The following is a 12,689-nucleotide window of genomic DNA, read 5'->3' as shown; positions in this document are numbered from 1 at the left end:
CCAAGATAATTGGGTTTAAGGAGAACCACTAAGGGGGTGCTCACTTCCAACTGAAAACTAATAACCCAAACCCGATTAGTCGCAGGCGCTATCTGGCGGGTTTAAATCTCCCACCTGTTTACTGTTTACTGTTTACTGTTCACTGTTTAGTGATTTGTATCAAGAATTTCGTAAAATGGTATGACTCGCAGAAGAGACGCAGTAAATCTGAGAAATTCTTTTCAATAATGCTAATAACTTGACGGGGATGTCTTTGGGGGCCGTTCTCCAGTCCACTTCTGCTACCGCAGAATACCACTAGAACACCGATTCAGCGAAAAAACCCATTATTTCGTAGAGACATTGCATTGCAACGTCTCTACAGTTAACTCATCCCCAACAAAACAAGTACGTCCTATCCTTATATCTTTTATTACTGTTAGTAAAACTGATGATAATGTCTCATACTACACAACTATGCTAACAATAATCTGCTAGTAATATTAAAGTCAATTGATAATTAATAATCTGTTGTAATGATAATTATTAGATGAGTAGTTTTTCTGAGTCTTTAATTATTTCCATGACAAACATTATAGTAATTCTATTGAAAATTAGATAGAATTAACCGATTGACAAAATGCAGTTTTCTTGCCATACTTGAACATAAGTTTATCCGAGTTTTCCCAGCGCTTCATTCTTTTTGAGATTTAATTTTTTTAGCTAGCGCTATTGTATTTTACGCTACTGGGTTCGAGGTCAAATTAGGATAAAACTTAGGAAGCTTTGGAGTAACGCCACTATTAATTTTGACGCCAACCTAGTGCTTTATGGCGGCTGTAAAGGTGTACAACAATTCATATAAAACCAATTAGACTTCTTTGATGTCTTCAGGTAAAACCGCAGAGGAAAAGCCCTCTTAGTTAATCGAATGAGTCTGTTCTAATCGACTGATGTAGCTATTTAGGCTATCCCTTGGTAAAACAGAATTGGAATAAAAATATGGCAGTAAATAAAGAAAGCCGATTATTCACAAAACACGTAGGTCGGTGGCGAGTAATATTGGCAACCTCTATACTTTTAGCTACCGGACTAGTATCTTTTTACAGTTTTTCACCATTTTGGTCTAAACCTAAAGTTCAGACACCTCCGGCGAATCCACCAAAGGCTGTGACTCCGGTAAAAGTTGCTGTGACTGCACTAGGACGTTTGCAACCAGAAGGCGAAATTACCTCTTTGTCTGCTCCTAATTCTAATAGTGGTGTACGAGTAGACAGACTTTTGGTTAAGGAAGGAGACGAAGTTAGAGCAGGACAAGTATTAGCTTATTTGGAAGACTATACTCGCTCTACAGCAGCTCTACAACAAGCTTTAGATAAACTGCAAGTTGCTAAAGCTAAACTAGCGCAAGTCAAATCTGGGGCGAAAACCGGAGACATCAATGCTCAAGAAGCAGCGATCGCTACTTTAGAGTCTCAATTCAAAGGAGACATTGCAACACAAGAGGCGACAATTGCGCGTATCCAGGCTCAGGTAAACAACGCTCAAGCCGAGAATGATCGATATCAGCAGTTATACAGACAAGGTGCGATCGCAGCTTCCGTAGCAGATACTAAAGCTTTGGAACTGACAACTGCACAACAGCAATTAACAGAAGCTCAAGCCACTCTCAAACGGACTCAGGACACTTTCCAAGAACAACAAAAGCAAGCACAAGCTCAACTCAACAGTATTAGCGAAGTACGTACTGTAGATGTTGAAGTAGCGCAAGCCGATGTCAACAGTGCTGTGACAAGTATTAGACAAGCAAAAGCAGACCAAGAGTTAACCTATATCAAATCTCCCATAAATGGCAAAATTTTGAAAATTCATGCCAAAACCGGAGAAGTTATCACTAATACAGGATTTGCTGAGATAGGTAAAACCTCTCAGATGTATGTGATTGCAGAGGTGTACCAAACCGATGTTCAAAAGGTGCGTGTAGGACAAAAAGCCACCATTACCAGCACTGCATTTACTGGAGTATTACAAGGAACTGTAAAAGAAATCGGTTGGCAAGTTGACAAACAAAGCATCTTCAGCCTTAACCCCGGCTCAGACACAGACCGCAGAATAGTTGAGGTCAAAATCTCCATCGATAATCCCGCAGATAGTGAACGGGTGGCTCGTTTAACTAACTTGCAGGTAGATGTTGCGATTCAAATATAGTCAACAGTCAACAGTCAACAGTCAACAGTCAACAGTCAACAGTCAACAGTCAACAGTTATTAATCAGTGGTTACAACCAATCACAAATGACAAATAACAAATAACAAGTAAATCCATGAATTTTAAGATTCCTTTGGCATGGCTACAGCTAGCTCAACAAAAAGTGCGTTTTGTAGTAGCTGTAGCGGGTATTGCTTTTATTGTGTTGTTAATGTTTGTGCAACTTGGTTTCCAAGATGCTCTTTATTCTAGCGCCACCGCAGTGCATCAAAATCTGCGAGGAGACTTATTTTTAGTCAGTTCGCAGTATAAATCTTTGACCTCAAATCAAAGCTTTTCACGAACTCGTTTGTATCAAGCTCTGGGGTTTGATGGTGTAGAGTCAGTTAGCCCCATGTATTTACAGTTTGCAAAACTGAAAAATCCGGCAACTGGAGAGAAATATTCAATATATGTTATTGGTTTCGATCCAGGAAACCCTGTGATGGATATTCCAGAGGTTGATAGAAATTTAGATAAACTAAAAATTCCTGATGTCATGCTTTTTGACCGGGATTCTCGTACAGAGTTTGGGCCAATTGCTGAACAATTTAATGTGGGAGATTCTGAGCAGACAATTGAAATATTTCCCTTTAATTCATTAATTGGCTATAGGGTAAGAGTTGGTGGCTTATTTAGCTTAGGCCCTTCCTTTGGAGTAGATGGCAATTTAATTGTCAGTGACTCTACTTTTCTGAGAATAAATCCAAATAGCCGCCCGGCAGAAATGATAGATGTTGGTGTGATCACTCTTAAACCTGGTGCTGAACCAGAAAAAGTACTGAAAAATTTGCAAGCCAGTTTACCTAATGATATCCAAGTTTTTACTCGTCAAGGCTTCATTGATTTTGAGAAAAAATATTGGTCTGTCAGAACACCTATTGGTTTTATTCTTAACTTGATGCTGACAATGGCTGCTGTCGTTGGTGTGGTTATTGTCTATCAAATTCTTTACAGCAACATTGCTACACAGTTCATTGCTTACGCCACTTTAAAAGCAATAGGTTATGCAAATAATTATTTACTAAATGTGGTTTTTCAGCAAGCTTTAATCTTGGCAATCTTGAGTTATATTCCAGGATTTCTTGCTTCGGTAGCTTTATATGACTTTGCTATGAAAGCTACTAAATTGCCAATAATTATGACTGTGAATAATGCAGTAATTGTCCTGACATCAACAATTCTCATGTGCATAACTTCTGGAGCGCTGGCGATTAATAAACTTCGTTCCGCAGATCCGGGAGATATTTTCTAGACAATTCGTAGTAATAAAAATTATCCAATTATATATGCAAATAAGCAAGCGATCGCTGTACTAATTACTATGGCGGATCACAGTCTTATAACTGACAAATTAAACACAAATCAATCTACCAATTAAGCCTGCCATATGAACCTCAAAAACAAAACTCTTCTGATTACCGATATTGACGAATTTATCGGTTTACGTACAGCCGAGTTAGCCATAGCGCAGGGAATGAAAGTTCGTGGTTTACATTCCACAGAACAGGACAAAAAAGCGCATGATTTAGGTATTGATGTAATTGTTGGCAACATTACAGATCCTACCACTGCCAAAAAGGCTTGTCAGGGAGTAGATATCGTTTTACATACCGCTCAAATTGCTCAGGAAGCAGGCTCAATTAATGATTTTCGAGAAATCAATGTTGGCGGTAGTATCAACATGGCTAAAGCTGCTAAAGATGCTGGTGTCAAAACATTTGTGCATCTCTCTAGTGTGATGGTCTACGGTTTTGATTATCCTGATGGCGTTACAGAATCCGGGCCGATATCTGGCGATAATAATCCCTATTGTCAAACAAAAATAGAAGCCGAAACAGCACTTTTAGAACTAAATGCTTCACCAGATTTTGGCATTATTATCATTCGAGCCGGAGATATTTACGGCCCTGGGAGTATTCCCTGGATAGTCCGACCAATTCACATGATGCGCCAAAAATTATTCGCCTATGCTAACGATGGCAAAGGAGTGATAAATCATGTGTATATAGACAATCTCATCGATGGCATCTTTCTGGCAATAGAAAAAGAACCTTACGGTGAAATATTTAATATCACCGACGGACAAGAAACTTCCTGGAAAGAGTATTTTATGCGCTTAGCAGCAATGGAAAGTTTACCTGCACCGCTTTCATTACCAAAAGATGAAATCAAATTGTTTCTACGGTTGCGTGTCCAAGGACAAAAGCTGTTTCGGAAAAAAGTGGATATTCTACCGGAGTCTATAGATTTTATGACTCGTCCCTATGCCTGTTCTATTGCCAAAGCACAAAGCTTGTTAAATTTTAAACCAACAATTGATTTAGAAGAAGGAATGCAGCGAACACATGAATGGCTGCAAGAAACAGATATTCAAAAGTTGCTTCAGTAATGAGATGAGTTTGTAGTTAGCGCTGAAGTGCTAACTACGAACTATAGTTTCATATCAAAATAACTTTACCAAAATTTATTTTACTAGACCAAAAATGAGCATTTGATTAATGCCATCTTTCTAGTGATAGATTTTATGCCTTTTGCATCTACTTATTACATCAATAAAGCACAAAATTTATTTAATTAGAGAGCAATAATTTATCGAAACGCGAGATTTTAGTGAATATATAAATGACTGAAAAGACAGATATTCACAAATTGATACAATAAACTATGGATTTTCCAAAACATTGTTGATCATGAGCAATAATCAGCCGCGATTGAGTATTGGATTACCTGTATACAATGGTGAAAAGTTTATCAAAGAAGCCATAGATTCACTCTTGGCTCAAACCTTTGAAGATTTTGAGCTAATTATTTCAGATAATGCATCTACAGATAAAACTGAGGAAATTTGTAGAGCTTATGCAGCTCAAGACCAACGTATACGTTATTACCGCAATCAAAAGAATATAGGTTGCGCCTGTAATTTCAATCGTACCTTTGAATTATCTTCAGGTGAATACTTTAAGTGGGCAGCCTATGATGACTTGCACGCGCCTGATTTTCTCATAAAATGTGTGGAGATACTTGATAAAGACCCTACCGTAATTTTGTGCCATTCCCATGCGTATTTCATTAACGAACATGGAAAATTTATCCAAAATTACGATATTAAATTCAAGACAGATTCACTACAACCACACAAGCGTTTTCACGAATTACTGAGTAGGCATGTAAATTATCAATGTTACGGGGTAATCCGCGCCAGTGCCTTGAGGATAGTACCACCTATGGGTAGTTACGCTCAAGCAGACGCAACTTTGTTGTTAAGGCTTAGTCTTCTTGGTCGGTTTTATGAAATTCCAGAATACCTCTTTTTTGCCAGATACCATCCGCAACAATCAATGAGTATGTTCTGTCCCAATTACTTGTTGGTTATTAACGATAATCCAAAAGAATTATTGAGGATGAAGTCTGATTTATATGCTTATTCAGTGTGGTTTGATTCAGCAAATGAGGGGAAAATTTTGTTGCCCCATTGGACAATTTTATGGGAGTATTCACGCTCTATATGGCTGTTTCAACTGAGTTTGTATGAGCGATTACGTTGCCATCTAAGTTTATATACGCAGTTAAAAGGTACAGAATATCTTCTTCTGGAAGATTTGCTGAGAGTTATTCAAATACTTTGGGAACGGTGGCAAATACTATCAACGAAGAAACAGCAAGTTACCTTTTGAACTAATATCGCCAGAAATAAAACCTAGCGATCGCTGCGCCAAAATCTGCGACTAATGCAGTTTTTTCTGAGCACCAAGACAAAATCAAAAACTACCTTTTTTCATTACCAGATTATGCTGAAAATATCTCAACTCCATCACCTTTTGCTTGCTACTTTAATGAGCCTCAGCCTCGCTGAAACCGTACATGCTGAGCAAACTGCAACCCTGACTATTGCAGTAAATGGCATCCGTCACCAAAAAGGTGAGATTTGTTTTAGAGTTTTCGCAAATGAGGAAGGATTTCCTCTGAGTGATACCAGTGAAGTTCAAAGTGGCTGCGCTAAAATTACCGGAAATTCTGTCAAAAAAGTGTTTTCTGGCTTAAAACCGGGCGCTTATGCTGTCGCTGTAGTTGACGATCAAAATGGCGATCGCAAACTCAATACAGACTTTTTCGGTATTCCCAAAGAAGGTTTTGGCATTTCCAAAAATCCCACTGTCTCAATCCAAACAGGAACACCAAAGTTTCGTGATGCTAGTGTTGCGGTGAGCAAAAATACAACACTCAACATTGTCATGAAATATTCGCTAGATCCATAAATAAAAAAGTAATTGGTAATAGCTTTTCTACTATTACCAATTAAGCAGCCAGGAGCCAAAAGTACAGAAATCTCCTAACTCCTAACTCCTGACTCCTAACTCCCACACCAGAGCACATCACAGGCAATTAACCGCCGCTACAAACAAGCCGATATTCTGCCGGAGACTAAAATTTAATGAAAGATTTGACGATATTTCTGTCTAAGTCTTTGCTAAGTTGGCTGGCTATTCAGGTGTTTTTTACACTTGTCTTTATATGGTATCTGCGCTTGTCCCAAAAAAACTTATTACCAGATGACCAGTTGCCTAAAACAGCAGTGATTCTTTGCTTACGTGGAGCCGATCCTTTTTTACCCAACTGTTTGCGATCGCTCCTCAACCAGAATTACCCAAACTATGATTTAAAGCTGATTGTTGATAGTCACGAAGATCCTGCTTGGAAAATTGCCAGCAATACCATCACAGAGCAAGAAGCGAGCAACGTTCAAATTAGCCCTCTGAGAATCGTACGCAACAATTGTAGCCTCAAATGCAGTTCCCTAGTGCAAGCTGTTCGTGAGTTGGACGATTCCTACAAGGTAGTTGCCTTAGTAGATGCCGATACAATAGTCCATCCCAATTGGCTGCGAGAATTAGTCAGTCCTCTAGCTGATGCCAAAGTGGGAGCAACAACGGGAAACCGTTGGTATGTGCCAACAGGTAAGCATTGGGGATCTTTGGTACGGTACATAGGTAACGTATCTACAGTGGTGCAAATGTTCCTCTTCCAAATTCCTTGGGGTGGGACTTTGGCTGTAAAAACAGAAGTACTTCGCCAAACAGGATTGCTAGATAAATGGGCACAAGCTTTAGGCGAAGATCTCATGATCCATAAAGCCTTGAAAAAACAAGGTTTACGGGTAAAGTTTGTGCCTTCTTTATTAATAGTCAATCGGGAAGAAAGTGATTTACCGAGCTTACTAGATCATCTCAAACGCCTGATGGTTTGTTCTCGATTTTATCACCCGCATTGGTTAGCTTTAGTTAGTGAAGCGATTTCTAGCATACTGTTTCCTACTACAGCCATAGTTTTATTCTTAGAGTCATTGTTAGAGACACAATGGGAAACAGCGGCTCTTTTATTTCAAAGCTATAGCATCTATACCATAGGATTACTTTTGCTAATGCTTATCGTAGAGTATGGTGTACAGCAAGTAATTCGCTTGAATGAGCAGCCGATGACAGAATTATCGGCTACCACAATCATCAAAATGTTGATTGGGATTCCTCTGACACAGTGGGTTTATGGGTTAGCGCTAGTATCATCACTGTGGATATCAACAGTCACCTGGCGCGGTGTCAGCTATCGAGTTAAAGGGCCCTGGAATATCCGACTAGTTGAATACCGCCCTTATCAGTGGTTGGATCAACCTGTTGATAGTAAGGCTTCTCTTTAACGTCATTGGTCATTAGTCATTAGTTTATCGTTACAACCAATTAATACCAATTTGTAATTCTTAGATTTTTAAATAAAGCACCTGTAGCCTTAATTTAAAGAATTGGTATTAAAACAAATAACAAATAACAAATGACAAATGACAAAGCGCAAAGTCTGAGCTAAGGCTTCCTTAGATCAGAACTTTGTAAGAAATGACAAATTAAAAAATAGAAAAGCATTATCTTGCACTATGAAAACACCACCTCTTCGGATTGCGCTGTTTACAGGATTATATGCGCCGTTCTTGACAGGGGTTTCGGTTGCAGTACACCAACGAGTTCGCTGGTTATTACAACAAGGACATGAAGTCTTACTTGTCCACCCTCAAATCAACGACCAGTACCCCGAAAAAGTTGGCAAACGTCCGATGCAAGGACTGGATGAACTACAGCCCTTCCCCAACTTTTCTGCTTATGCATTCCCCACCAAGCCGCTAATTTTCTACAAATCTCTGCCCCAACCGTTGAACTATCGACATTGGAGTGATACCAAGTTACTTGAGAACTTTCAGCCTGATGTTGTAGTGGTTGAAGAAGCGGCGCAAATGAGAGGATTGTACTCACTTTTGTTGCAAGGTTATGGTCGCCCTGTTGGCACTGAATACGCAAGGCGAACAGGCACGCCAATAATCTCGCTTTTCCATACTGATATCGTTGCCTATATCAAATATTATTTGGGAGATCAGTTTTTTAGCTTGGTGCGTCCAATTATTCCGGCTTTAATCAAGCAATTTACTGAGTCTTACGACTTCAATTACTTTTCTTCCCAAGAACAGTTGATTAAGTACAGGGAGATGAAATGCCAACGCGCTGAATATCTTCCCTATCAAGGCATCGATTGCGAAAAATTTCATCCGCGAAATATTTGTTATAATCCGATTCCCAATGACCATCGACCAACTCTACTATTTGTTGGACGCATTACTGCGGAGAAGAATGTCAGCCAACTTCTAGATGCATATCCGCTCATCGCTGCTAAAATTCCTGATGTCCATCTAGTTATTGTTGGTAGCGGCCCTCAAGATGAAGAAATTCGTGAGCGTGCTCAAAAGTTTAAATCTGGAATTACTATGTGGGGTGAATCCCACGGCGCAGAACTTTTAGGTTGGTTTGCTAGAGCGGATGTATTTGTTAATCCATCCGTCACTGAGAACTTCTGCACTACAAACAACGAAGCGCTGGCGTCTGGAACCCCTGTAGTTGCTGCGCTTGCTCCCTCAACTTCAGAGCAGGTATTCCCTGGACACAACGGCTTCCTGGCTGAACCCAACAACCCGGCAGATTTCGCCCAGAAGGTGATTACAATTCTAGAAAATCCCGACCTGAAAGCAGATTTGACTCGGCAGGCTCGTCCCTCTATACTCGAATTCGATTGGTCGGCATGTATGCAAAAGTTTGAAGACAAGCTTTACCAGATCGTTGAAATATCAAAGAAAGTTCAGGCAGTATGAGAGTCTCATTCAACTGAGATTTTGCCAAATTCTCAATTAGCTTCATATCCCGCCCGGATTATTTCCGGGCTAGAAGCTAAATTCTACGCTTAGGGACTGAAATATAACGATAAATCGCTCACTATGGACAAAATTACATTACTTTATTTTTAGTTGGCGATCGCTTAAATTTTTGGGCTGCAAGTTTTGGTGCAGCAGAGAGAATAAAAATATTATTATCTGAAAAAAAACGACATAACTCAAATATTTATGTCTGATAATTTAGTAATATAAATTACTAGTTTTTAGATAATTTATAGTGCTTCATACTTCGCAAATCCTTTTACTAATCAAGGGTTTTAGATTAATTATTTACGTCATAAAAACTCAGTAAAACTTATTTTAAACTAACATTATTAAAAGACATAAATTAAGGAGTTAAGTCCTAATACTTGATTGTGAAAGCTTGATTTTTAAAGTTTAGTCATGAATAATAAACATTAGGTCTAACATCTTGATAGACGCTCTTGGTGACAACTTAACCTTATCCAATGTCCAAAGTCCGCGAAAGCGGACTTTATTTATTTAGTCTCAAATCTATCTTCTTTGTCAGTATTACTTTGTACTGTGATAAATCTTTGGCTTATACCTATTCAATTAATGATTGCAACAAATCCTTGGTAGAGATGTTGCATTGCAACGTCTCTACATAGTCTATCTGTCACATTCTTTTTTTAAATTGGTATTATCTGTAAAAACTACAAAATTTGTCAAGTCTATTGCTCATATCTACTCTAAGAAATAAGTCCCTAACTCTTTAATTCGCTCTACCCAAGATTTAACCTGATCAGCTACTTTATACTTCCATTTAAGTTGAAGTATTTTTCGGGTATGAGAATCATCAAATACCACATTATATTTATTTTCAAATCTTGTCCACTGGAACTTTATCTGAGCAGCTTCCGCAAACAAATTTGCCATCTGGCTAATACTTAGATTTTCACCTGCTGCGAGATAATGCTCTCCTTTGCAACTTCTTCGTGCAGCAGCGATATAGCAATCTGCTAAATCTTCAACGTGAATCCACGCCGTCATAAAGTCTGGTGGAAACGGTTGATAACCCTGATGTGGTTTCCCCGTAATAAACTGCTGAATTGCAAAATCCCAGAAACTCCCACGGGTTGGCGACGAACCATATACTGATGAGGGATAAACAATAGATGCGTTACCTCCATTGTTTATATGTTCCTCTACTAGTCTATCCTTCATCAAATTGACGCTTACTATTAAATCAATCCACGCGGCATAGTCAGGCTTTTCAAAACCTTCGTGCGGAGGTGTTTCTGTTATTCGTCCTCCATCAGCGGTTATCAAAGAGAAATTTCCACTGGTTGCGATTACGTGAATATCTGGTGAAACTGCTCTAGCACTGTGTAAAGCTGCTTCTAATGCTATACGATCTTTTTCAAATTGAGCTTCTTTAGTTAATTCTGGGGGCATGTGCCACGCCAAATTAATTATTGTTTTAACATCATGTTTGCGAATTGCTTCTTCGACATCATTTTTAGCAATTTCTACTCCTTTGGAGCAGATTATTTCCTGACAAAACGGCTTGATAGCCTCAATATCACTGCTTGGACGCACAAGCGCGAAGACGGAAAAATCCGGCGTTTGATGAAGCTTACGGCACAACGCTCCACCAATATAGCCAGTTGCGCCTAGGAGCAAGATATTTTTAACTGAAGAGTTGTTTTCGTCTGAAAATTCTTTATTTTCCAACATATTTGAAAGTTATAGCTCATCAAATTTTATACTTGACGGGATCAATTAAAAATTTGTTTTCGACAGTTTTTCAATTTGCCCAGTAAAGTATGTTTCCTTATGTTTGATCTGTTTCGCTAGTTCTAACCCTTTTTGAAAAGCTGTTAGTGCTTGAGGATATTCTTTACGTTCTAAATACAATTGACCAATTTGGTCATATGCTTGCATCATTCCGTAAAAGTTAACAGCTCGCTCCTCAATTCCCACGAGAATTTGGCTAGCTTGCAAAGCCTCGTCTGTTTGTCCTTGAGAACGGTACAGTGTGATTAACTTCTGCAAAGCTTCACCAGCACGAACATATTGCTGCAATTGCCAAGCTGTAGTGTAAGCTTCTTGATAGTTTTGAAAAGCTTGTTGCAATAAACTGGGATTTTCCTTTGCTAGGGATTCATATTCTGAAGCGATCGCTAGCTTCAATTCTGGGATTTCAGTAAGATTATTTTCATTTATGTAAATTTCAGCTAGCTTATTCTGTACATTAATTGCCTGCTGGGGTTGTTTTACTTGCTTGTAAATATAAGCGAGTTGTTTCAAGTATGCTAACTCATTCAGGCGATCGCCTTTAGAAGTAGCTAAAGCTAACAATTCCTCGTAGGTAGTTGCAGCTTTGGGATAATCAAACCAACTCAAATTCAGTTCCCCAAGCGTCTTGAGAGTTTCTACTAGCGCTGCTGGATTTTGTTGTCGCACCACTGCCAAAACTTGCTCATAAACTTCTACGGCTAGTTTGGGCAATCGCACATTTTGGTAAGCTTCACCTAACGATCGCAAAAGTTCTATATCGACATTTTTTTGAGTATCTGTTTTTTTAGGTTGTGCTTGCTTTTGAATTGCTTGCAAGCGCTGAGTAATATATTGTAATTCTTGGCGATCGTTTTGATTCCAGGCGATCGCACCTACTCGTGATAGTGCTTGCACTTCTGCTAATGCACCTAAAAACCGCCGCAAGCGCAGTTCTCGATTCCAAATTTCAAACGCTCCCACCTTATCCCCTGCTTGCAGTTTTGCCGCAGCTTCTTGGTTTAACTCATCCAGCGCCACCTCCAACTTCTGCTTTTCACCCGGAGTTAACGGCTGCTTATCACGCAAAGGTGGTAGCAGTGGATCGGGTGTAGTAATTTCTAGCGGACTCGGAGGAAATTTATCAGGCTCCTTGGGCTTTTTACTCTGTGCCAGCGTCAAGGAACTGCTAAAGAATGTAGCGGCAGTAACAATAACAATTAATCGCTTTAGCATCAATACTTTACCTTGCTTTGAGTAAGTTGCATTTGTCAGGAGAAAGGAGTTAGGAGAAAGGAGTCAGGAGTCAGGAGACAACAGCCAAAGGTCAAGGTCAAAAGTCAACGGTCAAGAGTTATTCCCTTCATTTGCCCCCTGCCCCCTGCCCCTCTACCCCTCTACCCCTCTACCCCTCTGCCCCTGCTCCCCTGCTCCCCTGCTCCCCAGTCCCCAGTCCCCATTTCCCATTCCCTAGTTC

Annotated in this window: 9 protein-coding genes; 7 read left to right on the top strand and 2 right to left on the bottom strand. The window is 39.5% G+C overall.

Going from position 1 to position 12,689, the window contains the following annotated elements; translation table 11 throughout:
- The first annotated feature begins 981 nt into the window (after positions 1 to 981).
- The 7 genes from FNW02_RS01760 to FNW02_RS01730 all read left to right on the top strand — a co-directional run bounded on the left by FNW02_RS01760 (position 982) and on the right by FNW02_RS01730 (position 9,412).
- Positions 982 to 2,187: an ABC exporter membrane fusion protein gene (locus tag FNW02_RS01760; RefSeq protein WP_191755866.1), complete on the top strand. Its 1,206-nt coding sequence runs from the start codon at positions 982 to 984 to the stop codon at positions 2,185 to 2,187.
- Between the two features lie 115 nt (positions 2,188 to 2,302).
- The gene (gene devC, locus FNW02_RS01755) at positions 2,303 to 3,481 is read left to right on the top strand and encodes an ABC transporter permease DevC (RefSeq protein WP_191755865.1); all 1,179 of its coding nucleotides are present in this window, start codon (positions 2,303 to 2,305) and stop codon (positions 3,479 to 3,481) included.
- Between the two features lie 135 nt (positions 3,482 to 3,616).
- Entirely contained in the window at positions 3,617 to 4,618 is a 1,002-nt protein-coding gene (locus tag FNW02_RS01750; RefSeq protein ID WP_191755864.1) for an NAD-dependent epimerase/dehydratase family protein, read from the top strand.
- Positions 4,619 to 4,919: 301 nt separating this feature from the next.
- A complete protein-coding gene (locus FNW02_RS01745; protein WP_191755863.1) occupies positions 4,920 to 5,903 on the top strand; it encodes a glycosyltransferase family 2 protein in 984 nt (327 codons plus the stop codon).
- 114 nt (positions 5,904 to 6,017) lie between these two features.
- Entirely contained in the window at positions 6,018 to 6,485 is a 468-nt protein-coding gene (locus FNW02_RS01740; protein WP_191755862.1) for a DUF2141 domain-containing protein, read from the top strand.
- A 176-nt stretch (positions 6,486 to 6,661) separates the two neighbouring features.
- Positions 6,662 to 7,921, top strand: a complete 1,260-nt coding sequence (locus FNW02_RS01735; RefSeq protein WP_191755861.1) for a glycosyltransferase family 2 protein — start codon at positions 6,662 to 6,664, stop codon at positions 7,919 to 7,921.
- A 231-nt stretch (positions 7,922 to 8,152) separates the two neighbouring features.
- Positions 8,153 to 9,412, top strand: coding sequence for a glycosyltransferase (locus tag FNW02_RS01730; protein ID WP_191755860.1), 1,260 nt, complete (start codon positions 8,153 to 8,155; stop codon positions 9,410 to 9,412).
- A gap of 768 nt (positions 9,413 to 10,180) precedes the next feature.
- Here FNW02_RS01730 and FNW02_RS01725 read toward each other — a convergent pair.
- Positions 10,181 to 11,173, bottom strand: coding sequence for an NAD-dependent epimerase/dehydratase family protein (locus FNW02_RS01725; RefSeq protein WP_191755859.1), 993 nt, complete (start codon positions 11,171 to 11,173; stop codon positions 10,181 to 10,183).
- A 45-nt stretch (positions 11,174 to 11,218) separates the two neighbouring features.
- A complete protein-coding gene (locus FNW02_RS01720) occupies positions 11,219 to 12,448 on the bottom strand; it encodes a tetratricopeptide repeat protein (protein WP_191755858.1) in 1,230 nt (409 codons plus the stop codon).
- Between the last annotated feature and the right edge of the window lie 241 nt (positions 12,449 to 12,689).

This window comes from Komarekiella delphini-convector SJRDD-AB1 (genome assembly GCF_014831675.1).
Taxonomy (GTDB): Bacteria; Cyanobacteriota; Cyanobacteriia; order Cyanobacteriales; family Nostocaceae; genus Komarekiella.
This window is presented reverse-complemented; position numbering and strand designations above follow the sequence as displayed.

What these genes read in the sequence shown, in the direction of transcription:
- FNW02_RS01740 (WP_191755862.1), top strand. Translation starts at nt 6,018, where the DNA reads ATGCTGAAAATATCTCAACTCCATCACCTTTTGCTTGCTACTTTAATG.
- FNW02_RS01750 (WP_191755864.1), top strand. Translation starts at nt 3,617, where the DNA reads ATGAACCTCAAAAACAAAACTCTTCTGATTACCGATATTGACGAATTT.
- FNW02_RS01745 (WP_191755863.1), top strand. Translation starts at nt 4,920, where the DNA reads ATGAGCAATAATCAGCCGCGATTGAGTATTGGATTACCTGTATACAAT.
- devC (WP_191755865.1), top strand. Translation starts at nt 2,303, where the DNA reads ATGAATTTTAAGATTCCTTTGGCATGGCTACAGCTAGCTCAACAAAAA.
- FNW02_RS01760 (WP_191755866.1), top strand. Translation starts at nt 982, where the DNA reads ATGGCAGTAAATAAAGAAAGCCGATTATTCACAAAACACGTAGGTCGG.
- FNW02_RS01725 (WP_191755859.1), bottom strand. Translation starts at nt 11,173, where the DNA reads ATGTTGGAAAATAAAGAATTTTCAGACGAAAACAACTCTTCAGTTAAA.
- FNW02_RS01720 (WP_191755858.1), bottom strand. Translation starts at nt 12,448, where the DNA reads ATGCTAAAGCGATTAATTGTTATTGTTACTGCCGCTACATTCTTTAGC.
- FNW02_RS01735 (WP_191755861.1), top strand. Translation starts at nt 6,662, where the DNA reads ATGAAAGATTTGACGATATTTCTGTCTAAGTCTTTGCTAAGTTGGCTG.
- FNW02_RS01730 (WP_191755860.1), top strand. Translation starts at nt 8,153, where the DNA reads ATGAAAACACCACCTCTTCGGATTGCGCTGTTTACAGGATTATATGCG.